Origin of the sequence: Pararhizobium sp. DWP3-4 (genome assembly GCF_049898205.1) — a bacterium.
In the GTDB taxonomy this organism is placed as follows: Bacteria; Pseudomonadota; Alphaproteobacteria; order Rhizobiales; family Rhizobiaceae; genus Pararhizobium.
Genome location: NZ_JAFCXF010000025.1, coordinates 1 through 22,766, shown reverse-complemented (window position 1 = coordinate 22,766; position 22,766 = coordinate 1). Strand labels below are relative to the sequence as shown.

The 22,766-nt window shown below is 57.0% G+C and carries 22 protein-coding genes; 13 read left to right on the top strand and 9 right to left on the bottom strand.

Annotated elements, in window-relative coordinates; genetic code table 11:
- Positions 1 to 62 precede the first annotated feature (62 nt).
- The 3 genes from ACP7E6_RS28475 (at position 63) to ACP7E6_RS28465 (ending at position 4,961) form a co-directional block, all read left to right on the top strand.
- Positions 63 to 1,391 (top strand): extracellular solute-binding protein, encoded by a 1,329-nt coding sequence (locus tag ACP7E6_RS28475; RefSeq protein WP_426233409.1) that lies wholly within the window; start codon positions 63 to 65, stop codon positions 1,389 to 1,391.
- Positions 1,392 to 1,494: 103 nt separating this feature from the next.
- Entirely contained in the window at positions 1,495 to 4,263 is a 2,769-nt protein-coding gene (locus tag ACP7E6_RS28470) for a glycoside hydrolase family 2 protein (protein ID WP_426233407.1), read from the top strand.
- Between the two features lie 428 nt (positions 4,264 to 4,691).
- Positions 4,692 to 4,961 carry an ABC transporter substrate-binding protein gene (locus ACP7E6_RS28465; protein WP_426233430.1) on the top strand — a complete coding sequence of 90 codons (270 nt, stop codon included), beginning with the start codon at positions 4,692 to 4,694 and terminating at the stop codon, positions 4,959 to 4,961.
- On the opposite strand, the gene ACP7E6_RS28460 is transcribed toward ACP7E6_RS28465, so the two are convergent.
- On the bottom strand, positions 4,892 to 5,104 hold the full coding sequence (locus ACP7E6_RS28460; RefSeq protein WP_426233432.1) for a hypothetical protein: 213 nt from the start codon (positions 5,102 to 5,104) through the stop codon (positions 4,892 to 4,894). The two genes, ACP7E6_RS28465 and ACP7E6_RS28460, sit on opposite strands and share 70 nt — an antisense overlap.
- A 661-nt stretch (positions 5,105 to 5,765) precedes the next feature.
- On the opposite strand from ACP7E6_RS28460, the gene ACP7E6_RS28455 reads away from it, so the two are divergent.
- The 8 genes from ACP7E6_RS28455 to ACP7E6_RS28420 all read left to right on the top strand — a co-directional run bounded on the left by ACP7E6_RS28455 (position 5,766) and on the right by ACP7E6_RS28420 (position 13,557).
- Complete coding sequence (locus ACP7E6_RS28455; RefSeq protein WP_426233428.1) at positions 5,766 to 6,998, top strand: extracellular solute-binding protein; 1,233 nt, start codon at positions 5,766 to 5,768, stop codon at positions 6,996 to 6,998.
- A 65-nt stretch (positions 6,999 to 7,063) separates the two neighbouring features.
- Entirely contained in the window at positions 7,064 to 7,948 is an 885-nt protein-coding gene (locus ACP7E6_RS28450; protein WP_426233405.1) for a carbohydrate ABC transporter permease, read from the top strand.
- On the top strand, positions 7,948 to 8,793 hold the full coding sequence (locus ACP7E6_RS28445) for a carbohydrate ABC transporter permease (RefSeq protein ID WP_426127715.1): 846 nt from the start codon (positions 7,948 to 7,950) through the stop codon (positions 8,791 to 8,793). The genes ACP7E6_RS28450 and ACP7E6_RS28445 overlap by 1 nt, the downstream gene beginning before the upstream one ends.
- Positions 8,790 to 9,812, top strand: a complete 1,023-nt coding sequence (locus ACP7E6_RS28440; protein WP_426233403.1) for an SIS domain-containing protein — start codon at positions 8,790 to 8,792, stop codon at positions 9,810 to 9,812. The genes ACP7E6_RS28445 and ACP7E6_RS28440 overlap by 4 nt, the downstream gene beginning before the upstream one ends.
- The gene (locus tag ACP7E6_RS28435; protein WP_426233401.1) at positions 9,813 to 10,730 is read left to right on the top strand and encodes a carbohydrate kinase family protein; all 918 of its coding nucleotides are present in this window, start codon (positions 9,813 to 9,815) and stop codon (positions 10,728 to 10,730) included.
- A complete protein-coding gene (locus ACP7E6_RS28430) occupies positions 10,727 to 11,803 on the top strand; it encodes an ABC transporter ATP-binding protein (RefSeq protein ID WP_426233399.1) in 1,077 nt (358 codons plus the stop codon). Before ACP7E6_RS28435 ends, ACP7E6_RS28430 begins: the two co-directional genes overlap by 4 nt.
- Positions 11,787 to 12,578: a GntR family transcriptional regulator gene (locus tag ACP7E6_RS28425; RefSeq protein WP_426233397.1), complete on the top strand. Its 792-nt coding sequence runs from the start codon at positions 11,787 to 11,789 to the stop codon at positions 12,576 to 12,578. Before ACP7E6_RS28430 ends, ACP7E6_RS28425 begins: the two co-directional genes overlap by 17 nt.
- Before the next feature lie 10 nt (positions 12,579 to 12,588).
- Complete coding sequence (locus ACP7E6_RS28420) at positions 12,589 to 13,557, top strand: ROK family protein (protein WP_426233395.1); 969 nt, start codon at positions 12,589 to 12,591, stop codon at positions 13,555 to 13,557.
- Between the two features lie 584 nt (positions 13,558 to 14,141).
- On the opposite strand, the gene ACP7E6_RS28415 is transcribed toward ACP7E6_RS28420, so the two are convergent.
- The 7 genes from ACP7E6_RS28415 to ACP7E6_RS28385 are packed head-to-tail and all read right to left on the bottom strand — an operon-like array spanning position 14,142 to position 20,695.
- On the bottom strand, positions 14,142 to 15,644 hold the full coding sequence (locus ACP7E6_RS28415) for a tripartite tricarboxylate transporter permease (protein WP_426233393.1): 1,503 nt from the start codon (positions 15,642 to 15,644) through the stop codon (positions 14,142 to 14,144).
- The gene (locus ACP7E6_RS28410; protein WP_426233391.1) at positions 15,644 to 16,099 is read right to left on the bottom strand and encodes a tripartite tricarboxylate transporter TctB family protein; all 456 of its coding nucleotides are present in this window, start codon (positions 16,097 to 16,099) and stop codon (positions 15,644 to 15,646) included. The genes ACP7E6_RS28415 and ACP7E6_RS28410 overlap by 1 nt, the downstream gene beginning before the upstream one ends.
- A 45-nt stretch (positions 16,100 to 16,144) precedes the next feature.
- Positions 16,145 to 17,020 carry an NAD-dependent epimerase/dehydratase family protein gene (locus ACP7E6_RS28405; protein WP_426233389.1) on the bottom strand — a complete coding sequence of 292 codons (876 nt, stop codon included), beginning with the start codon at positions 17,018 to 17,020 and terminating at the stop codon, positions 16,145 to 16,147.
- Between the two features lies 1 nt (position 17,021).
- Positions 17,022 to 17,756: a ribonuclease activity regulator RraA gene (locus ACP7E6_RS28400; RefSeq protein ID WP_426233387.1), complete on the bottom strand. Its 735-nt coding sequence runs from the start codon at positions 17,754 to 17,756 to the stop codon at positions 17,022 to 17,024.
- Positions 17,753 to 18,967 carry a mandelate racemase/muconate lactonizing enzyme family protein gene (locus ACP7E6_RS28395; RefSeq protein ID WP_426233385.1) on the bottom strand — a complete coding sequence of 405 codons (1,215 nt, stop codon included), beginning with the start codon at positions 18,965 to 18,967 and terminating at the stop codon, positions 17,753 to 17,755. Before ACP7E6_RS28395 ends, ACP7E6_RS28400 begins: the two co-directional genes overlap by 4 nt.
- A 41-nt stretch (positions 18,968 to 19,008) precedes the next feature.
- Positions 19,009 to 20,052, bottom strand: coding sequence for a Bug family tripartite tricarboxylate transporter substrate binding protein (locus ACP7E6_RS28390; protein ID WP_426233383.1), 1,044 nt, complete (start codon positions 20,050 to 20,052; stop codon positions 19,009 to 19,011).
- Positions 20,015 to 20,695, bottom strand: a complete 681-nt coding sequence (locus ACP7E6_RS28385; protein WP_426233381.1) for a GntR family transcriptional regulator — start codon at positions 20,693 to 20,695, stop codon at positions 20,015 to 20,017. Before ACP7E6_RS28385 ends, ACP7E6_RS28390 begins: the two co-directional genes overlap by 38 nt.
- Positions 20,696 to 20,740: 45 nt before the next feature.
- Between ACP7E6_RS28385 and ACP7E6_RS28380 the strand changes: the two genes are divergently transcribed.
- The gene (locus ACP7E6_RS28380) at positions 20,741 to 21,592 is read left to right on the top strand and encodes an SMP-30/gluconolactonase/LRE family protein (protein WP_426233379.1); all 852 of its coding nucleotides are present in this window, start codon (positions 20,741 to 20,743) and stop codon (positions 21,590 to 21,592) included.
- 42 nt (positions 21,593 to 21,634) lie between these two features.
- Positions 21,635 to 22,663, top strand: coding sequence for a glucuronate isomerase (locus ACP7E6_RS28375; protein WP_426233377.1), 1,029 nt, complete (start codon positions 21,635 to 21,637; stop codon positions 22,661 to 22,663).
- A gap of 13 nt (positions 22,664 to 22,676) precedes the next feature.
- Here ACP7E6_RS28375 and ACP7E6_RS28370 read toward each other — a convergent pair.
- Positions 22,677 to 22,766, bottom strand: a 90-nt coding sequence (locus ACP7E6_RS28370) for an integrase core domain-containing protein (protein WP_426232134.1), incomplete at its 5' end; no start/stop codon positions are given.

Here is a 22,766-nt window from a genome sequence, read left to right as displayed (position 1 = left end):
CGAAGGCCGCCCCGGTTAGGCCGGGACGGTGTGAGAATACCCGCATCGACAAGGAGGATATGATGCACATGATGAAAACGTCTAAACGCCTGGCGCTCGCCACGGCCCTTATGACCACGCTCTGGGGAGGAGCGGCCCAAGCCGTCGACATTTCGTTTTTCCGGTTTTTCGGCGACTGCAAGACTGAGTATGGCGACGTTACCGACGTCTCAAAAGCGAACGGCGAGTGCGGTATCATCACCGCCCTGACCAACAAATTCAATGCCGAAAACACAATCGGCGCTAAGGTCGTCACTCAGACTGTCGACTGGGGTACATATTACGATCTACTGACCGCAACCTACTCCACAGGTAACATTCCCGACGTCGCTGTCATGCACGCATCGGTTATGCCAAACTTTTCCGGTCGCGATCTACTGACGCCACTCGGCAAACCGTTGGCCGACCTTGGAATTAAAACTGATGATTTCGTTCCCGCAGCGTTAAAAAACGCAACGGCAAAGGACGAAATTTACGCGCTTCCCTACGACCTTCACGCGCTACTGTTTCATATCAATATGGACCTGATGAAGACGGCCGGCCTTGTCAACGGGGACGGCTCGCCAATCCTGCCCAAGTCACCGGAAGAGTTGGTCCAGCAGGGCAAGAAATTTAAGGAGGCAACGGGCAAGTATTATCTCGGCTCGGAATCGCAAAGCTCCGAAGGCATGATGATCCGCTTCTTCGACTCGCTTATGTGGCAACAAGGTGTCGATGTCATTTCGCCAGACGGAAAGACTGCCAGCATCAACACCGCTGAGGGCCTGAACGCCGCCAAACTGATATCCTCAATCTATTCCGACGGTTTGGCCAACTCGGCACTTGACTATCCTGGCTCCGAACAGGCGTTCCTCAACGGTGAAACCGGGATACTCCTCAATGGGACCTGGGCTGTCGACAATTACGACGCGCAAGCAAAAAGTGGCAAAGCCGCACTCAAAACATACCGCGTCGCAAATGTGCCGCAGATTTATGCAAAGCCTGCGGTTTGGGCAGACAGCCACATGTGGGTGATCCCCAAGGATGACGGCCGAAGCGAGGAAAAAACTCAGGCAGCCCTCGCCTTCCTGAAATTCCTGAATGACAACAACTTCGAATGGTCGCGAACGGGCCACCTCTCGGTCCGCCAGTCTGTGCTTGGTTCAGCAGAATTCAAGTCTCTGCCGCATCGCGCTGAATTTGCTGACACCACCAACAATGCCACGGCACTACCGCAAATCCAGAACCAGCGGGCGGTCTACAATGCGATGATCACGGATTTTAACGCGATGTGGCTGACCAGCACCGACCCTCAGGCGGCACTCGATGCCATGCAATCTGGTGTTGAGCGAGTACTTCGCCGCAACCGTTAAGCGCCACCGATCCCCGCAATAGGGGTTGGCGTTGTACCGGGATACGCGATGTTATCGCGTATCCCGGACCATAATCAAAAAATTTCTATCCAAGGACACTCCAATGAACGCGCACTCCGCAACTCCGAGCCTTGCAAAGTCGCCGCTTCGAAGCGTTATTACGCTCGACGGCATATGGCAATTTTGGCACGACAGCGACGGCAGTTTGCGACAGGTGAAAGTGCCAGCTCCGTGGCAGGCATGTTTTGAGGATCTCGCAGTCAGTTTCGGTTCCGCCACCTACAGGCGCACCTTCGTGGTTCCCCAGGATTGGGAAGGGCGACAGGTCGTATTGTGCTTTGGAGCGGTCAGCGAATTTTCCATCGTGTCGGTGAACGGCACAGAGATCGGACGGCATGAGGGCGGCTATCTGCCGTTCGAACTCGTCATTCCGACGAACCTGTTGAGGTCGGAAAACGATCTTGAAGTGATTGCGGTACTTCCAGACGGCCATCGATCTTCAGAGTTTGCGGATTTCGCCGAAATTCCTCATGGCAAGCAGAGCTGGTATGGCCCCCAAGGCGGTATCTGGCAGTCCGTGCGGCTTGAAGCTCGTGACCCAATCCATTTTACTACGGTTCGGCTAGATCCTTACTGGCCAGAAGGGCGGCTGGACTTTCGAGTCGCACTTTCGACGACAACCGTGGGGACGCTCAGTTTCAAAATTGTCGGCCCTGAAGGCACTACAGTTCACGCCGGCGACTTGCCTATTGACGGCCAGAACCTGCAACATTCGCTGACGATTGATGCGGTTGAACCATGGTCGCCCAGCGATCCAAATCTTTATTCGATTGAACTTGTGCTTTCGTCTTCTGACAGAGAGCTCGACGGCCGTTCGGAAACTTTCGGCTTTCGAAGCTTCGAGGCAAGGGACGGTTTTCTCCACCTTAATGGCGCTCCATTCTATCTGCGCGGCGCTCTCGACCAAGATTACTACCCGGACGGTTTCGGAACGCCTCCATCGCTCGATCTTCTTGAAGACCAGGTTCGCAAGGCCAAGGCGATGGGGCTGAACTGCCTGCGCTGTCACATCAAGGTTCCCGATCCCCGCTACTACGAGGTCGCCGATCGGCTCGGCATTTTGATATGGACCGAAATTCCCAACGTCGAGACGTTCTCACCGGCGTCCGCCATACGTCTGCGCAACACGATGGAAGGCATACTGGAGCGGGACCGAAATCACCCCTCAATCGTCATCTGGACGCTCATCAACGAAGACTGGGGAACCCGTTTGCGCGAAGCGGCCGAACAGCGGCGATGGATTTCTGATATGGTCGATTGGCTCCGCGCCGAGGATCCACTTCGCCTGGTGGTCGACAACTCAGCTTGTTTTCCGAATGTTCATATCAAGACCGATATCAACGATTATCATTTCTATCGTACCGCAACGGACCGCCGCGAAGAATGGGACTTGCTCTGCCGCGAATTTGCTTCCGGCGCGGACTGGACCTTCTCTTCTGAGCCGGAGGCTCAATGGACGAAAAGGGAGCCGCTCATCCTTTCTGAGTTTGGCGTTTGGGGACTACCCGATCCCTCCCGCCTTCGCGACGAGACCGGGCGGGACCCATGGTGGATGGCCTATGGGGCGACCTGGGCGGACGGCACAGCTCTGCCGCAGGGTATAGAAGCACGGTTTCGCGAACTGGGCCTTGGACAGATTTTTGGCAACTTGAGCGCTTTTATCGAGCAAGTGCAGTGGTATCAGTACATGAACCTGAAATACGAGATTGAGGTCATTCGCACCCATGCGCCGATTGGCGGTTATGTCATCACCGAACTGACCGACGTCCACTGGGAGGGCAACGGCCTCATGGACATGGCGCGTAATCCGCGTGTGTTCGCATCAGCACTTCCCAACGTAAATTCCGATGTCGTCATTGCCCCAGGCGCGGTTAGACATGCAATACGTGCGGGAGATAGCGCATCCTTCGACCTGAAGATCTCGTCTGGAGGCTCGACGCTACCTGAGGGCTGCAGACTGGAATGGTCTTTTGGTGGCAAAAAGGGAAAAGAAGTTCTTCCTTCAGTCGCCCCAATGCAGGTCTACAGTCTTGCGATCTCGGCGGAAACCGGGGGTAACCACACCCCAGAAATTCGCACAGCTGAGTTCACGATTTTTGCACCTGACGGAAGCATTCTCTCGCATAACAGCGAAGCTGTTGCCATGCACGCGGCGCGTGACACCACTTCACCAATCCGGTTTGCCTCCGATGACACCGATATTGCCACGCGACTAATAGCGCTAGGGCATGCGTACGTTGCGAGCGATCAGGCGGAGGTATTTGTCACGGGTGATATAGACGCCGAACGCGTCGAAGCAATCCACTCTGGTCAACGCGTGCTCCAGATTGTCTCGAAGTCCCCAGGCCGTCTTCGCGACGACACGCCACCGCGCGATGGTCCGATGAACATGCAGATTGATCCCGGAGCTGGCGGTATGCAGTCCGGTCCATATTTCACATTCCCTGGCTATAATCTTGTCAATCGGCATAGATCAATGTGGCGCGGAGACTGGGTCGGGAATTTTTCCTGGCTTCGGCGTGACGGAGTGTTCTCGCATATTCCGGGCGGACCGCTGTTCGATCTGTCTTTCACGACTGTTGTTCCACATCAGGTCATGACCGGATTCCGCCCTTGGGAGTTTCAAGGTCGCGTGCATGCCGGGGTCGTGATCGGATGGGTTCATAAGCCTGCGGCATTCCTGATAGAAAAACGGCTAGGACGCGGCAAGCTAGTGGCGACGACGTTCCGGTTGCACGAGGAAATGCCAGGTATTGATCCATTGGCTACAGCGCTTTACGATGGACTTTTGGCGCTGGCTAAGGTCGCCTGATAATCGGTGCGAGACCTCTGTCGGGTGACGGAATGAAGAGGGTGGGAAAGCGTCGGCCACCGCTCCGCCGGAGGGCCATCGGTATAAAGAAGAAAAAAGGTTGATCTCACCGAAGAGGATTTCGCTCAAGCGTGCCCGAACTACATATTCTCGGTGTAGTCCGGCGGCAAACTGCTTACGAGCCGGAGAATGGCGAGACATTTCTCCATTCGAACCCTTATCGAGGCGTTTTCTGAGGAGATATGTTGCTGCAAGCAGTTGCCGGCCGCGTTAGCCACTTGATCGTGCCAACAGTTGCTCGTTGGCGTATTTAAAGGCTTTCTCGAACTGCTTCCGATTTTCGAAGCCGCGGCTTGCAGAAGGTGATCGCATCAAGCTCGGTATCATCAAGTCCAACTCTCACGGGACCACCGACCACGTTCATCCGAATGCTTTTACATTTACAAAGGTCCCCGGCAGCATCTAGGGGACGTCTTTTACCTGGATTAGCAACTGCCTGGGAGCAAACGTCGCCAACGACATGGCGGTTTAAGTTGCGCGCGGGCGTTAAATTCCAGGATGGCACTCCGTTCAATGCCGCTGCGGTGGCGAATGCCTTGGCACGGGCGCAGAATGAGGCACTACCTATTCAGGTGGCGCGCCAGAAACGCAGCACCTTTTGTGTCAGGTCGCCACTTTGTATTTCACCTTCGTTATAAAGGTCGAGAATTGCGTCGGCGACCCGCTCGGCATCGGCCGAACGTCGGCTGATCGACATACTCAAACAGATCTCGTCGAAAACCGCGTGCAGGATTTCTGCATCTGACCTGGAGAGCGTTTTGCTACTGCGAACTAGTTGCAATCTCGATAGCCTCCTGGACAGGTCCTACCTCCCAACGAAGAGACCCGCCCTCGTCGGCGGGGCTCAACAATTGAACTGCGCTTAGGAGGAGCAATTCTACAGCCATTATCACCGCTTCGTGTGACGCTTGTTTTACAGACGCGGTAGAATTGCTCGCTTGCCGTACGGTGACGACAAGGCAGCTGCGGAGCTCCCGTGACGTCAGGTCAAGGCTAACTCTCCCGCCACGATGCGCGAGCGTCAGTATTTTAAGACTGCGTTGCAGGCGAACGAAGACTGGAGCAGGCGCCGATTAATACCGCGAACCCTGCGTCCGACGTATTTGCCGCGATCAAAGGAGGCCAGACTTTCGATTTGGCCGTTTGGCGAGGACATAAACGAAAGAGCGATGCCGTGCCGCTTCGTTCCGAATAGTGACCGTGCAGGTTCAAAATAGTCTTCCGGGCCATCGTGCTCCGGCTTATCCGACCAATGGGCGGAAGGGCACTTAGAACAGCTGGCTAACGAAAAAGCACGGTCGCGTTTGACAACTTGTATTAACATCAATACAACTATCTCCGTTGTCCCCGAACTGCGTGTTCGGATTTCGATTTCATCAATCAGCTAGGGTCCCTGTTCAAACCGTGGACCACCGCAATCAAACAGGAGGTCTTGCATGAAGATGTCGATTACCCGGGCTTTGGCTGGAGGGGCGCTTATCCTGACGACGGCATCATCGCCAGTTTTCGCCGAAACGACGTTGAACACGCTGTTCATGGCGCAGTCCGCCTATAGCGAAGCCGATGTACGCGCCATGGCCGCCGAATTCTCCAAAGCAAACCCAGACATCAAGGTAAACCTTGAATTCGTTCCGTACGAAGGCCTTCGCGACAAGACCGTATTGGCCCAGGGCTCGGGAGATGGCTATGACGTCGTGCTTTTCGACGTCATCTGGCCCGCCGAATATGCGACTAACAACGTGCTACTCGACGTTACGTCACGGGTCTCGGAGAATGCAAAGGCAGGCGTGCTGCCAGGTGCGTGGACGACCGTCGATTACGATGGCAAGCACTACGGCATGCCCTGGATCCTCGACACGAAATATCTGTTCTACAACAAGGATATCCTTGCCAAGGCAGGGATCTCGGCTCCCCCGAAGACTTGGGAAGAGCTGCGCGAGCAAGCCAAGATAATCAAAGACAAGGGTCTCCTCGACAGCCCAATCGCATGGAGTTGGGCGCAGGCCGAAGCAGTCATCTGCGATTACACCACGCTTGTCTCGGCCTATCAGGGCAGCTTCCTAAAAGACGGCACTCCGGCGTTCCAGAGTGGCGGCGGTCTCGATGCGTTGAACTACATGGTCGACAGCTACAAGTCCGGCCTAACCAACCCGAACTCGAAGGAATTCCTTGAGGAAGACGTCCGCAAGGTTTTCCAGAACGGCGACGCGGCTTTCGCGTTAAACTGGACCTATATGTATAATCTCGCCAACGATCCAGCCCAGAGCAAGGTCGCTGGCAACGTTGGCGTGGTCCCAGCACCGGGTGTTTCCGGCAAGTCTGAGGTCTCGGCTATGAACGGCTCGATGGGGCTCGGGGTTACCAAGGCCAGCAAGCATCCTGATGAAGCCTGGAAGCTGGTAGAGTACCTGACCTCGCAGCCCGTTCAGAACAAGTATGCCAAGCTGAGCCTGCCAATTTGGACGTCCTCGTACGACGATCCGGCTGTAACAGCGGGACAGGAGGGCCTGATCGCGGCGGCTAAGGTCAGCCTGGCTGCGATGTATCCGCGGCCGACGACGCCAAAGTACCAGGAGCTTTCCGTCGCCCTGCAGCAAGCCATCCAGGAAGCTTTGCTTGGCCAATCCTCTTCCGAGGATGCGTTGGCGACGGCGGCTGAGAACAGCGGTCTTTGATGTCTCCCCATCCGGACGGCATCGCGCGTCCGGATGACCCCATGAAACCTGTCAAGATGTAGCCCATGTCGAGCACGTGGCTGACCACTCGAGCGTGGCTGCTCATGCTTCCGTTGTTGATCGTGATGGTCGGCGTGATCGGCTGGCCCCTGGCTGAAACCGTTCGGCTGTCCTTCACAAATGCCAGATTGGTCGGCACCGGGGGCGACTACGTCGGCATCGCCAACTATGCGAAGATGCTTACCAGCAATGCTTTTCTAAAAACGCTTTGGTCGACGCTGTGGTTTGCGCTCACCTCGGTATCAATCGAAATGGTGGCGGGCGTGCTAGCGGCGTTGTTACTGAACCAACGCTTCTACGGGCGTACTTTGCTGCGAGCCCTGATGATCCTACCCTGGGCTTTGCCGACGGTCGTCAATGCGACGCTTTGGAGGCTAATCTACAACCCGGAATACGGCGCGATGAATGCGGCGCTGACGCAAATTGGACTGATTGACGCCTATCGGTCTTGGCTTGGGGAGCCAGATAGCGCGATGTGGGCGATCATCCTGGCCGATGCCTGGAAGAATTTTCCGCTCGTTGCTCTGATCGCACTCGCCGCCCTGCAGGCCGTACCACGCGACACAATTGCGGCCTCGCTGGTTGATGGCGCGAGTGCATTTCAGCGCTTTCGCCATGTCACGCTGCCGCATCTGGCCGGCCCGCTGATGGTCGCGCTCGTGTTGCGAACCATCGAGGCTTTCAAGGTGTTCGACATCATCTGGATCATGACCCGTGGCGGGCCTGCCAACACGACGCGGACGCTGTCGATTCTTGTCTACCAAGAAGGCTTTTCTTTTCAGCGAGCAGGCTCCGGCGCGTCGCTCGCCCTGATCGTCACCTTGATAGTGAGTCTGTTGGCCGTGACCTACGGCAGCCTGTTGCGCAAGACTGCCGGGAGTACTCAGTAATGGAACGGCAGAGCACACTGGAAAAGATCCTGCTACACGGGGCGGCATTTGCCCTTGCCGTAATCATCCTCGCCCCCGTTCTCTGGCTCTTTGTGATGAGCATTTCGCCAGCAGAAGCCCTTTCTGCGCGTCCGCTGCAGTGGTGGCCCGACAAGGTCGACCTGTCTCGCTACGCCACACTCCTCTCTCGCGTTGAAAACAGTGCCGGGGCGGCAGTTACCTCCTCGCTGTTTAATAGCGTTGCTGTCGCAGCCATGGCGACGCTTGCTGCAATTGCCGTTGCAGTTCCCGCGGGGTGGGCAGTATCGCGCACGCCATCTGTTGGCTGGTCGCTCAATGCAGTAATTGCCACCTACATGCTGCCGCCGGTGGCCCTCGCAGTGCCGCTCTATATGGGGCTCGCTAAGCTTGGCATGCTCAACAGCGTCTTCACTCTGGCGCTGGTATACTTGACGATCCTCGCACCCTTTACGACTTGGCTAATGAAGTCCGGCTTCGACGGCATCCCCCGCGAGATCGAGGCGGCGGCAATGATCGATGGTGCCAACCTTTGGCAGACCTTGCGGATAGTCACCCTGCCCCTGGCGCTGCCGACGATCGGCACAGCCGTCCTATTCGCATTTCTGCTGGCATGGGATGAGTTCTTTTACGCCCTGCTTTTCACCTCTGACCTACGCGCCAAAACGCTCACAGTGGCAATCGCTGATATCGCCGGGGGTAGGGTTTCCGACTACGGGATGATCGCAACGGCTGGGGTGATCGCCGCCCTTCCGCCCGTTCTGATCGGCCTTCTTATGCAACGGGCCCTGATTTCGGGGCTCACCAGTGGCGGCGTCAAAGGATGAACATGACCCAAACACTTCAAAGACCGGCCGGACTGCTCGCTATCGACCGCGAAATGGCACGTCAGAACGCCGATGCTATCGCCTCCTTTGAACAATCCAGAAGTACCGCGCAGCAATTCGCCGAGGCGATCCGGCGCACTGGCTCGTTGGTCATGCTCGGAATGGGGGGTTCCCACGCGGTGGCGCGCGCTGTCGAGCCCCTCTACCGCGACCTTGGCATCTACGCACTTGCGCTGCCCCTCTCCGAACAGCTGGGTGCACCGCTTCCTTTGGAGGGGCGGACAGTTCTCGTCACCTCGCAATCAGGAGAAAGTGCTGAAGTAATCCGGTGGTTCGAAACGGGAGAACGTCCTGTTGATGTTTTTGGCATGACGTTGGAGGGTGGTTCCTCCCTTTCAAGACTGACCCCGTCGCTAGTGGGGCACGGCGGCACGGAACATGCGTTTGCCGCTACGCGCAGCCTTACTGTAACGCTGGCTCTTCATCTCGCTGTGCTCGCCGCCCTTGGTACTGATCCATCCAGTGCACTGGCAGTGCTTGAAGCCCCTGATCAACCGGACGTCACGCCCGCACTCGCCGCCTTGTCTACCGTACGCGGTGTAGCAACATCTGGCCGTCGTCTGCAGGGGGTCGCCGAGGCGATGGCCCTCGGACTGACGGAACTGTCGCGTTGCCCATGCTTCTCGCTTGAGGGCGGGCAGTTGCGCCATGGTCCCATGGAGATGCTGGGCCCAGATTTGGGCGTTATCCTGTTTCGCGGTGATGATCCAACCGCAGGTCTCGTCACGGCCATGGGGCAGTCAGTCGCTGAAACGGAATCACCTTGTGTGATGTTCGACTGCTCCGGGCTGCCGCCCATTGCTGGTATCGTCACGATTCCGTTTGCCCGGCATTCTGGCCTTGCCTCCATCTTCAGCATGTTGCCGACAGCCCAGAGGTTGATGATCGGCTTTGCTGCAGAGCGAGTGGCTGACGCTGGCACTCCGGTCCGGTCGACCAAAATCACAAGGGTTGAATAAATGCGCCCGCTTGCCGTCGTCGGAAATGTCAATGTCGATTTGATCTTGGGCCCGGTCGCACCCTGGCCACAGCCCGGAACTGAGGTCATGGTCGCCCATGATGATTTACGGGTCGGCGGTGCAGCGGGCAATGCGGCGCTCGTCTGGCAGGCGATGGGGCTGCCGTTTCAATTTGCCGCCAACATCGGAACAGATCACTACGGCAGTTGGCTTGCCAATGCGTTCCCCGATCACGCGCCCCGGTGGCCGGTCAGCCCGCGCCGTACGACCCTATCCGTCGGCTTGACCCACCCAGACGGCGAGCGCACTTTCTTCACAACGAACGGGCACCTACTTGATATGACGGCCCCGGCCGTCTGCGCCACGCTGGACGGCGCGGCTATGGGTCAAGGGCTGCTCCTCCTATGCGGCTGTTTCATCACCGATGCGCTTGCCGCGAACTACGCAGCTCTCTTCGACTGGGCCGATCAGCATGACGTTGCGGTAGCACTGGATACCGGCTGGCCGCCGGAGGGCTGGACAGAGGCCGCCCGCGCCGACACCGCGCTGTGGCTGTCCCGCAGCAGGATTGCACTCTTCAATGAGATCGAGGCCAGTGGTTTTGCTGGAGCGAAAACCATTGAAGAGGCCGCGGAGACCATCAGCCACGGCATGCCTGGGGATGCTCTGGTGGTCATCAAGAGGGGCGCGGACGGGGCTGTGGTGCGGGACGCCGATGGCCATTTCTACCGCGCTGCTGCCAATCCAGTTGAGGTCATCGACACGATTGGCGCAGGCGACATCTTCAACGCGGCTTTTCTCGCAGCTTACGCCCATTCGCAACCCCTGCCCGTGTGCCTGTACAACGGCGTTGCCACGGCGTCGAAAGCCATTTCAACAATCCCGCGGAAGATCGCCCAACAGGACCAGTCGATATGAGCGCGCTTACAATCGCCAACCTATGCAAATCGTTTGGCAACTTACAAACGCTGAAGGGGATTGACATAGCGCTCGACGATGGCGAATTCTTAGTTCTTCTCGGTGCCTCTGGCTGTGGAAAGTCCACGCTTCTAAGCATAGTAGCGGGGTTGGCCGAGCCGACAAGCGGCGATGTCCGGATCGACGATAGAACAATCCTCGGTGTGCACCCAAAAGACCGCAATATCGCGATGGTTTTCCAGTCGTACGCGCTCTACCCCAATCTGACCGTGCGCCGCAACATTGGCTTTGGTCTTGAAATGCGCAAGGTGCCCAAAGCCGAGCTGGACCGCGCAGTGCTGGAGGCCGCACGCATCCTACAGATCGAACCGCTTCTCGACCGCAAACCGAGCCAGCTGTCAGGGGGCCAGCGTCAGCGCGTTGCCATAGGACGCGCACTGGTGCGCCACCCCAGGGTCTTTCTGTTCGACGAACCGCTGTCGAACCTCGACGCAAAATTGCGGATGGAAATGCGCACCGAGTTGAAGCGTCTGCACCAAGTGCTGAGGACAACGGTGGTCTATGTGACCCACGACCAGATTGAGGCCATGACGCTTGCCACAAGGATTGCGGTCATGCGAAACGGACGAGTGGAGCAGTTGGACACGCCGGAAGCCATCTACCATCGTCCGGCCACAAGTTACGTCGCAACCTTTGTCGGCGCGCCGCCGATGAACATGCTGACAGGCTCCTGGCGTAATGGTGGCTTGCAAATCGATGGGTCGGAACTTGTGCTGCCCATTTCCCGACCTAGAGCTGCAACGGCCAAAAAGGTGATCATGGGTATACGCCCCGAAGCTTTGCAATACGGCTCAACCGGGGCAAGACTACCGGTGAAGGTGGACGTGGCAGAGTTGACTGGACCCGAACTGATCGTGACCGGCCGCATCGGCAATCAGCCAGTCGTGGCGAGCTTTTCCGCTCGTCATAAGCTTGACCCAGGACATGAGCTTGTGCTGCATGTCCCCGACGAGCATGCGCATTATTTCGATGTCGAAACCGGTATGAGACTGAACGATGACAGCCACCACTGACCGAACGTCTCCAAGCGCGAATCACGCTCAGCCAGAATCGCGCCGGCGTCCGATCCGCCGCCATGGTGCTGCACCGATTTACATGCAGGTCGCGGAAATTCTGAGTGACGAAATTAGGACCAGAGAAGGCGAAAACTTCTCCTTGCCGTCCGAAAGCGATCTATCCCGCGAGTTCGGCGTGTCCCGTGTTACCATCCGGCAGGCGCTGAAGCTGCTCGAAACCCGCGGTGCGATCTACAGCGAACAGGGACGCGGCTATTTTACCACCACGTCGCGCATGACAGGCGTATCGGGATTTCACAGCTTCACCTCCGAGGTTCAGCGCCTGGGAGGTGTCGCGGCCTCAACCCTAATTGACTTCGCCGCAGACGCCAGCTTGCCCGAAGCCTTTCGTAATCATCTGCAGGTTGCCGGAACCGAAACCTTTATCGCCCTTCGCCGAGTACGCTCGATCGACGGTCGTCCTGTCGCGTACGAGGAGGCCTACTTGCCAAAGGCGATGTATCCGAACGCCCGCCGCGAAATGTTCGACAATGGGTCGCTCTATGGATTAATGACACAAAGCTGGGGTATAGTTCCTGCTTGGGCGGATGCACTGTTCGAACCGCTCGCTGCTACCGACGATGAAGCCCGGCACCTCCACATCTCCGCCGGCGCGCCGGTTCTGGCCGTCTGGCGCGTTACAGCAACCGACACCGACCAGGTGTGCGAATATGTCCGTTCCGTCTATTGCGGCGACGGCTTCATGCTGCACGTCAACCGTTATCGTCTCTAAGGGGTTCACCATGTGGCACGCCGTCGGCATCGACATCGGTGGTGGGAGCACGAAGATCGGGCTCGTTTCGGAGACCGGCGAAGTACTGCAACGGAGCAGAATACTGGCCAATCCGGGCGATTGTGGTAACGCCATCGTCGAGAGCTACGTGGCTGCCATCCGCAATCTCATACCACAAGATGCGCGCGTAAGTGGGATCGGTGTTGGCTATCCCGGACCCATTCATGATGACAATCTATCAGGCGGCGTGGGCAATGTTCCGGGCCTCATCAACTTTCCGCTGGCGATGGCCCTCTCTTCCGCGCTTAACCTACCTGCACGACTCGAGAACGATGCGACCGCCGCAGCGCTGGCGGAAGCCCGCTTCGGTGCGGGCTCTATTTCAAAGCGACTGCTGATGATCACAGCAGGAACCGGCATTGGTGTCGCGATGATCGTCGATGGTCGGGCAATGGTAACATCGGGCGGATGTCTAGGCGATGCCGGACACATGATCATGGATGCGCGCGGACAGCGCTGCCGCCTAGGCTGCATCGGATGCCTTGAAGCGCTCGCCTCTGGCGAGGCCCTCGACTTTATCGCTGCTGAGCGCTCAGCGTGTGACCCAGAAGGCGCTATCGCACGTCAGGCGAGAGTCCAACATACACAGGCGTCAGCCGCCACCGTCGTTATCTGTGCCCTTGCCGGCGATGCTGTTGCCCGCATTATCCTCGCCGATGCGGGACGCTGGATGGGGCGCGCGGTCGCCTCATGGGTCCACACCTTCGCACCCGACACCGTCGTGATTGGTGGAGGCCTCAGCGCCGCCGGCCAGTTTTTGCTGGCGCCCCTTGAGGACGAGGCTCGTCGCTGCGGACTGCCCGGCTACATGCGCGAGCTGCGCTTTGTGCCCGCAAGCTTAGGAAACGATGCCGGCATCGTCGGCGCAGCAGCCCAGATGCTCCCAACGTTCGATAAGGCCCAAGGCGGCCTTGGTTGACGAACGAAACGCGACGTGCGCGTTTACTCGAAGTCTTGAGACGTCGGCGCTTCTGCTATTTTGTGAGATGCTGAGCAAGTACGCGGCGTATCTCGCGAACCTAGTTACAGACCTCGTTTTGCGGAATCTACTGCCTCCGAAATCATCGGCAATTTTCTTCCGATCTACCTCGGCAGGCGTATTCTCGACGGAAGCGGCGCGACCGGGGTTAGTTTGACTATTGCTTCCAGATAACACCGCCTTTCCGAAGTTCAGACTCGTGACGTATGCGCATCATCTGTCGCATAAACGAGATGTCGTTTTTCGATTGCACTATGGGCTGTCACCCGGCGCTGATGACGGCTTCTCGACGCTTATTCGCTGACACCCATCGCAAAGTCAGTTAGGACAGCGCCAGTCGCCGTCAGGCGGAGCATATGTTCACAGCGCAAGCCCCCGACGCCCGGGATATAAGCGCCAGGTCAACCATTCGCACCATAAAATGTCTTCGCTTCGCACCCACTCACCTCCTATTGATTGCAATGCATGACAAGCGCCTTCGATAATGGCATTCCCGCGCGTGGCCCTTGCCCGGAATTGCATTCTCATTCTTGAAATACCTCCGCCCGCTTTCGTGTCAGTGACGGTAGAAGAGCTAGAGCGATGAGGAATGCTGAGAGAGCGAGAAATGCAGCTGAGATCGGACGCGTGAAGAAGACATCAATATCGCCATTTGTGATCAGCAATGCTCGTCGCAGATTTTCTTCCATCATCGGCCCCAGAATGAAGCCCAGAAGCAGTGGAACTGGATCGCAGCCGCAGCGAGCAAGCGCTAGCCCGATGATACCAAACCCCGCGAGAAGATAGACCTCGAAGACTGAGTAATTGATCACGTAGACGCCCGTCGCGCAAAGCAGCACGATGGCCGGAAACAGAATTCGGTAGGGCACTTTGAGGAGTTGCACCCAAACACCCACGAGCGGCAAGTTGATGATCAACAACATCAAGTTACCAACCCACATGGACACAATCAGTCCCCAGAATAGCGTCGGGTTTTGGGTCATGACCTGAGGCCCTGGAGCAATGCCTTGCATCGACATTGCGCCAATCATCAGTGCCATGACTGCGTTTGAAGGCAGGCCAAGTGTTAGCATCGGGATGAAGGAAGTCTGGGCGGCGGCATTATTGGCGGCCTCTGGCGCCGCAACCCCGCGGATATCGCCCCTCCCGAACGTTCCCTTGTCCCCTGCAAGTTTCTTCTCCAGTACGTATGACGAAAATGCCGCCAGCGTCGGACCTCCGCCCGGTAAAACACCGAGAATTGAACCAATTCCGGTTGCTCGCAATATTGAGCCCGCGGACGCGGCTAGATCAGCTTTTGTTGGAAACAGGCCAGTAATCCGCTTCGATACGAGCGATCGGTTTTCTTCGGGCTGGCCGAGGTTTTTGATGATCTCTGCCAACCCGAACATTCCCATCGCTAGCGGTATGAAGTTCAATCCATCGGCGAGGATGCTGAGACCGAACGTATAACGTTGAGCCCCGGTGTTAACGTCGGTTCCGATAAGACCGAGAAGCAGACCCACGAAGATCATCCCCAAGGCTTTCACAAGATCCCCGTTTGCAAGAACTGTGGCCGCAACAAGTCCGAGTACCATCAGCGAAAAGTATTCGGCCGCGCCAAAGTAGAGCGCTAACCCCGCCAACGTAGGACCCACGATGACGATCAAAGCAGTCGCAATGGTTCCTGCAACAAACGATCCTATTCCAGCGATTGCGAGCGCAGGCCCTGCCCGTCCGTTTCGCGCCATCTGGTATCCGTCGATAGTAGTGATAACGCTTGAAGCTTCACCTGGTAGGTTGACCAGGATCGCGGTTGTGGAGCCACCATATTGTGCTCCGTAGAAGATACCCGAAAGCATGATCAGCGCTGCTTCCGGGGGAAGCGAAAATGTCAGTGGCAACAGCATGGCGATGGTCGCGGTAGGCCCTATTCCCGGCAAGACGCCGATGAGCGTGCCAATCAAAGTTCCCATGAGGCATACACCAAGGTTGCTCGGCGTAAACGCGGTTGACATACCAAGCGCGAGGTTTGCAAGGGTCTCCATCAAAACGCACCTCCCCAAAGTTTGAGCGGCTGACCCAAAAGGATAACAAACAGGACGGAGGTCGCTGCGCCAAGAAGAACGGCTACCAGAATTGCTTCAGCCTTGCGAAGCTTAGGCATCGCCAACGCCGCGACCAAAGGCGTTAAGATCGCCGACGGCAAATACCCGACATTTTCCACCAGGACGCCAAACAGCACGACCGCAAAGCTGACCGCCATGAGACCGCGCCAAGGTACCCGCTGGATAGCCGGCCCTTCGATGCTGATAGCCTGGAACAATATGACCCCACTAAAACCGACGCAAATCCAGCTCAGGATATATGGCATTGTGCCGGAGCCGAGTTGTCCGCCATCTTGCATCCCGTGCAGATTTGACCCTAGAAAGAGACCTGCGAGACCGACACCTAAGAAAATGAATGCCGCCCCCAGTTCCTGAGGAGCGCGAATATGGAACATGACTTTTCCTCCCGTCGCGTTCGTTTTTAATCTTATTGGAAGACGTCAGATTGGGTCTTTTTCCAGTTCCGCGAGCCGTGCCCCGGATCGCACAAGACCATTGCTTGTGTAGACACCTCCCTGGAAACGTTCCGCCACTTCGTCCGTTGTGTCCGGCCCCAAAAACATGTGGGCAAAACGTTCGGCGTTGTCTTTCGGTCGATAGCCGAGACGAAAAGCGGCCGAATTGTCCCAGAATGCTCGCTCGTTGTTCGACACGCCGTAGACGACTTCGCTCGTGTACTCCGCGAACAGTCCGACTTTCACGAGCGCCACGGTGTCGTCGTAAGACAACCAAGTGGATAGGCCACGTCGGGTCGTGGGCTCTGGAAGAAACATTCCAATCCGCATGCTGAATGATCGGACGCCAAACTTGTAGGCGTATAAAAATCCGAGCTGCTCGGAAAAGACTTTTGTCAGGCCATAACGGCTGTCGGGACGCGGGGGGACCGAACTACCAATCGTTTGTGACCGAGCGTAGAACCCCGTCGCATGGTTGGAGCTTGCGAAGAGGACACGGTCTACGCCCGTCCGTCTTGCAGCCTCCCAAATATTGATAGAGGGTCGGATATTCGCGTCGAGCAGGACCTCCCAGTCAGCTTCACGTGGATAGCCCGCCAAGTGAATGACTGCTTGGACTTGCTGGTCCGCAAACAGCCCGTCGACGAACTGCTCGTCCGCTAAATTGCCGATGCGAACGTCCTCATTCGGGCCCGCAGCGCCGAGGTCGATGATGTCAGTCAAGCGAAGCGTGAATGATCCACCAAATAGCGCTTTCAGTTCGGGGTCACCCGAAAGTCTTTCGCGTAGAAGACTGCCAATACGACCTGCCGCTCCGGTGATCACAATTACAGGAGTTTTGTCCGGGAGCCGCGACAGCATCTTAGCGCCCCTGCGCTGTGCGCCACGATGCAAATCGAGCTTTCACGCTGTCGTCGAGCATCGGATAGAGGCCAAATAGCTCATGTCCTCCATTCACTTCTTCCTGCACGAAGTCTTCGTAAACGGTCTGCTCAAAGGTCTCGTGTGCGATCTCTTCTGCCAAATGGGCTGGAATGCAAACAACGCCCTCGTCGTCGCCAACCATGATGTCTCCGGGATAAACACCGACATCACCGCACGCAACCGGCGTGTTCAGGTCAACCGCGTGATGCAGAATGAGATTTGTCGGTGCTGAGGGGCGCTGATGGTAGGCCGGCAGGGCCATGCGCTTGACCTCCGGCGTATCTCGAAAACCACCGTCGGTAACGACCCCAGCGCAGCCGCGCGTCATTAACCGAGTGAGCAAAATCCCCCCTGCCGATGCAGCTCGCGGATCTCCACGGCTATCAATGACCAAAACATGTCCCTCAGGGCACTCCTCCACGCCTTTCCGCTGTGGGTGATTTCGATCCTCGAACACTTTTAGGAGATCGAGGTCTTCCCGGGCCGGGATGTAACGCAGCGTGTACGCAGGTCCGACCATGCGCGCTGGGCCTGGGTTTACCCTTTGCGGCCCCTGGAGGAATACATTGCGAAAACCCCTTTTAAACAGCGCTGTCGTAAGCGTCGCCGTCGAGACCGTTAAAAGCTTTGCGCGTGCTGCCTCCGAAAGTGGCTGGGCGGGTGTCGTTGTCATAGGATCGGATCTTTCTTGATGGAAACGAGATTGGCGCGACTGCGGCGCATGGAAAAATAGGTCGAACCTTGCTCTTCGGCGTCCTGCCAGCCGCCGGTTGCGATCGATACATTCCGTTCGCTCGGATGTGCCGCTATAAAGTCTTCAACCAGATCGACCCCAAGTCCAGGGCGATCGGGGACGATGATATGGCCTCGCGAAGATTCGAGTGCCGGATGAATAACTGCTGCCTTGCCATGCCATTCAGGTTCGAGGCGCTCCATCAGCAGTGCATTGGGAATGGCGGCCATGACGTGGATCGAGGCATATTCCGCTACCGGGCCCAGCGAGCCGGAGTGCGGTGCGACTTGAATGAAACGGGCCTCGGCAAGCGCCGCGATCTTTTTCATCTCCGTAATACCGCCTGCGCGGCCCATGTCGGGCTGTATGATGTCGACGACACCGCTTTCAATGAGCGACGCTGCACCCCATTTCGTAGCAAGCCGCTCACCGCCGGCGAGCGGCGTGTGGGGCAAAGCGCGGCGCACTCGTTTCCACCCATCGATATCCTCAGGTGCTACCGGATCTTCGAGGAATAGCAGATTGTATGGTTCCAGTGCCTTGCCGATTGCAATCGCGTCAATGGCGGGCAGCCAAGGTGGGCCATGCAGGTCGACGATTATATCGATGCTCGTACCGACGACATCCCGCACTTCCGCGACCCGTTCCACGAGGCCATCGTGCCCGCCCAGCTTGACGGTCGTCACGCCATTTGAAACCAGCTTTGCCGCGGACTCCGCGTTTTTGGCATGAGCGTAATAGCGGACCTTGTCGCGGACCTTCCCTCCAAGCAGGTTCCAGACTGGGGTCGAGTGCAACTTTCCTTTGATATCCCAGAGCGCCATGTCGATGGCGGTAATCGCGCCCGCCCCGACGACGCCTGTGTCGCCATGCCCCATCATCGCGATGCGCATTCGTTGCCACAGCCGCTCAATGTCGCGGGGATCGTGCCCGATCAATTCACTTTTCAAGTCGTTGATGGCGGTGTGGATAACCCGCGGCCACCCAGACCCTTCACCAACTCCTATAAGGCCGGGCTCGTCCGTGATGATTTTTACGAACAACCAGTTTCTGCCTGTCGCAAGTGCGCTTTGCCCCCCAGCGCCCGTCCATGACGTAACGGTCGGAGCACCAGCCTGCATGACGGTAGGTATGATATCGACAATTTTCATAATGGAGAGCTCTTGCGCCGGGTTGATTTGCGGTACATCGACTATTGTGGCTTGTAGCCGATGGTCTTTATGAGCGATCCCAACCGATCAATCTCGTCGAGATAGAATTTCTGAAAGTCCGCGGGTGTCGGGCTTGTCACCACTTCGCTGCCTAACTCTTCCAGTCGGTTACGAACTTCGTCTTTCTCCAAGGCAGCCAGCAGCGCCTTCTGCAGCTTGTCAACGATCGGTTGCGGCGTTCCTGCCTTGACGCACAGCCCCATCCAGCTGCGGAAAAAGCCGTTGGGAGAAACACCTTGCGTGCTTGCCGCAGGAACGGTTTCCAGCCCCTTGATCGGCCTGTCCTGCATCACAGCGACCGCAGTGAGATTCCCCGCGTCGAGAAGTCCTCGCATCGTACCCGACATTTGATCGAAAACGACATCGACTTCGCCCGACATGAGGGCCTGAAGCGCAAGCGCGCCGCCCTTGTAAGGGATCATTTTAAACTTGAAGCCCTGATCGATCGCGAAAAGCGACGGACCGAGATGGGACGATGTGCCGAGAACGCCCCCAAACTTCAGCTGCCCGTCTTTTTCTTTTGCCGCCTTGACCACGTCCTGGACCGTCTTCAAGCCAGACTTAGGGTTGGTCAGCATGATCACTGGAACAGCAATGATTTGCGAAATCATCGTCAGATCTTTCTGCGGATCATAGCCGACATCCATGACGTGTGGATTGGTGGCAAGCACGATCTGGGCCAAATAGACCGTGTACCCGTCGGCAGGCGCGCCGACGACAACTTGGGTGGCTATGTTTCCGCTTGCACCCGGTTTGCTCTCAACGACAAACTGCTGGCCCAAGCTTTTCGACAGTTCGGCACCGACCACTCGAGCCGCGATATCTGCAGAGCCGCCGGGAGGAAAGCCGATAAGGAAACGAACCGGACGTTCGGGATAGGCCTCGTCTGCCATGGCAGCGCCAGGCCACGTCAGCGCCACCGTCAATGCCGTAGCTCCCCCAAGAATCTGTCTGCGCGTCATGAAATTTGTCATGAATTCCTCCTCCTCAAGTTGTTGAAACGACCGCATCTCTAATGTTTTCAAGCATATGATCGCGCGCCCGCATCGTGTGCTGTTGCGCTAGATGACCCGCAGTCAAAGCGTCACCGCTAGCGATAGCCTCGAAAATTTTTCGGTGCTCCGCGATGATTTCATCAAGCCGTCCCGAGCGGTTGCCGAGTGTCCGCCTCAGGGCGTCGATCAAACTTGACCGACCGTCGAATATGTCGAGCGCCAGCGGATTTTGCGCGATACAGTTTATTGCTCTGTGTAGCGCCCGGTTTGCCTTGACGATCGCTTCGATTTCCTTTGCGGCCACGGCAGTCTCATAGGCGCTGACAAAACCTTCGATACGAGCCACGTCATCTTTGGTGGCCAACCGCGCAGCCTCGGCGGCCAACATACCCTCAATCGCGCCGCGGACGTCGTAGACGTTTTTCACAAAGCTTGCATCGACTTTGCAAACCACAGCGCCCCGGTTTTGACGCATCTCAACCAGTCCGTCGCCCTGTAGTTGATGCAGAGCCTCTCGGACTGGATTACCACTCACACCATAACGCGAGCTGAGCTCGGCCATTGTGATGTGCTGCCCTAGCTTCCAGATGCCGGCAACGATGTCAGCGCGGATTTGCTCGCGCAATCTCGCGTAGGCTGGGGTGGAGAATGGGCTGGACAATGCTGTGTTCATTTCCTAATTATGGATTATGTATAATGTACAATCAAGAGGCTGGTCGTGGAAATTTGGGAATTCGACGCTGAGGTTGGCGAAAGTCCTTTTTGGGACGACGCGTCCGAACATCTTTTTTGGATCGACATTCGCAAGCCTCGCCTGTTTCGCTGTGGTGACGACGGGAAGGTTTTGAATTGCTGGAACCTGCCCGCTCCTGTCGGCGGGTTCGCCGTTGGTGAACGAGGCGACAAAGCAATTGTCGCCCTTTCAACGGGATTGGCGATGCTTGATTTAGGAACCGGTTTGCTGACGTCGATTGTCGATCCCGAGCCGGACAAGTCAGAAAACCGTCTCAATGAGGGGAAGGTTTCGCCATGCGGGAAGTACTTTGTTTTTGGTTCAATGAACGATTGCGATCCCACAAGCTCAACGGGGTCTCTTTATTGCATGTCCTCAGATCTATCGGTCCGGCATCTTGTCGGGGACCTTCGCGTTGCAAACGGCGTGGCATGGAGCCCCGATGAGCTCACCTTCTACTTCTCTGACAGTAGAGCCTCCAAGATCTGGGCGGCTGATTGGGACAGTACCCGAGGAACGATCGAAAACATCCGGCCATTTGCGTCACCGACCGAAAAGCAGGGACGGCCCGATGGTGCTGCCATGGACATGGAGGGTCACTACTGGTCGGCAGGCGTTTCCGCGGGCGTCCTAAATCGCTACTCGCCGTCGGGGTCGATCGTCCAAACGATACGCCTTCCTGTTCAAGCGCCAACTATGCCAGCCTTCGGCCCGCAAGGGCTCCTCTACGTGACCTCCCACCGACGTGTCGCCAACCCAGGCTCCCTGGACGGCTCAATCGTATTGGTGCCGGTCCCGCAACAGGGGACGTTGCAACGTCGGTTCATGTTTCCGTGATGAACTAATCGTTTCCTTGCTCGTTGTTTAGGATTTAATTAAATGGAACTGCATCCGGACCGCCTTTTTCCTGCTGATGAAAAAATGCGCGCAATCGCGCGGCAACTCTACGCCAGCGTGAAAGACCTCCCCCTCATCTGTCCTCACGGCCACACCGATCCCCGATGGTTCGCACTCAATGAACAATTCTCTGATGCCACGTCGCTTTTTGTGACGTCGGATCCTTACATCCTTCGGCTTCTGTATGGCCACGGGGTGCCGTTAGAATCAGTAGGAGTTTCGCGGCAAGACAATTTTGAGGCGACCAGCGTCGCTAGTCCACGGACAGCCTGGCGGAATTTCGCGAAGCACTATTATCTTTTTCAAGGCACGCCGTCGCGGCTCTGGCTAGACGCAGTCTTTCAAGAAATTTTCGAAATCGAGTACGAGCTTTCCGTGACGACGGCTGATTTTTATTTCGACCATATCGGAGGCAAACTCCGTCAAGAAAATTTCCGACCGCGAGCGCTGTTTCAACGATTTAGAATCGAATTCCTTGCGACGACTGACGGGGCTTGCGACGCATTAAATCACCATGCCGAGATCAGGAGTTCTGCTTGGGAGGGCCGGGTTGTCCCGACCTTCAGGCCAGATGTAGCGCTGAATCCCGACGACCCGGCTTTCTTGGCCGAAATTGTTCAACTCGCGCGACTGTCAGGGGAGAACACCGAGTGTGCAGCTGGCTATCTCAACGCCTTGAGAAGCCGTAGGCTGGTATTTCGTGATGCCGGGGCTACGGCAACAGATCACGGCCACGCGACAGCTTTGACTGCCAATCTCGACCCCGCAACGTTCGCGAGTTTATATGAAGCTGCGATTTCAAATCGACTGCCATCAGACGGCGCCGCGTTGTTTCGAGCTCATATGCTGACCGAGATGGCGCGAATGAGCATTGACGATGGACTCGTTATGCAGCTCCACGTGGGAGCATGGAGAGGTTATAACAAGGGCCTTGTTGAACGTTATGGATTTGCGCGCGGCGAAAGTGTGCCGCAAGCAACTAACTTTGTCGAAGGTGGAGTTGCCCCATAAAAACCGGACAGGATCAGATTTCTGTTTGACGGTTTAAGAACTCACGCGGGGATCGATATCCCAAAGCCTTGTGCGGGTGAAGCGTGTTGTAGTGCTCGAACCA